Annotated in this window: 1 protein-coding gene; it reads right to left on the reverse strand. The window is 25.1% G+C overall.

What is annotated here, in order from left to right; genetic code table 11:
• Positions 1 to 217 precede the first annotated feature (217 nt).
• Complete coding sequence (locus EII29_RS11380) at positions 218 to 679, reverse strand: hypothetical protein (protein WP_125237605.1); 462 nt, start codon at positions 677 to 679, stop codon at positions 218 to 220.
• Positions 680 to 750: the final 71 nt, after the last annotated feature.

Here is a 750-nt window from a genome sequence, read left to right on the forward strand (position 1 = left end):
GTTGCATTTGACTTTATTTCCGTTATTGATAATCTCAAACTTTTTTGCAAAAAAGTTTGACAAAAAACTTCCCAACACAAATTATTTCATACTCAAAAATACTTCATTTACTAAAAAATCACAAACTCACTTCGTTCAAACAGTGATTTTTCTTTACGCTCATTCCCGTATTTTTTTCGTTGAAATAATTTGAATGTTGGGGGATTTTTCTTTCTATTTAGTTACAAGTATTTTTAAAGTCATTTGCTTTTATTATTTTTTGGGCTATTTTACTTATTAAAATATTTTTATCATTATATATCAATCCATATTCCATATTATCTTTAATTTTTTTTGACATACATTGTAAACTTTTTGTGAATGTAATTGGTATTCCATAACCTGTTTTTTCATCTACTATATTTCCAACTTTCGGATTTATTCTTGTATTTTCAGGTATCAATAATGTTGTTTCTCCAAATTGAACTTTTTTATTTATCGAACGATTAGATATACTTATTACTATTTTATCTATTATTATTTTATCTTTACCAGTATATCCTGGACCATCCTTTTTCTTTAATGAGTTTGCATATTTTTCTTCTTCTGCTTCATATATTGTTTTTTGAATCCCATATCTTAATTCCCCACAAGAACCTAATATTATTCCTATAATTATCATCATTATTATCTTTTTCATTATCTTTCAACTCCTATTCTTAAGTTTCTTAAATAGCTGTTTATATCCAACACTCCCATATTTTCTTTTCT

Source organism: Leptotrichia sp. OH3620_COT-345 (genome assembly GCF_003932895.1).
GTDB lineage: Bacteria > Fusobacteriota > Fusobacteriia > Fusobacteriales > Leptotrichiaceae > Pseudoleptotrichia.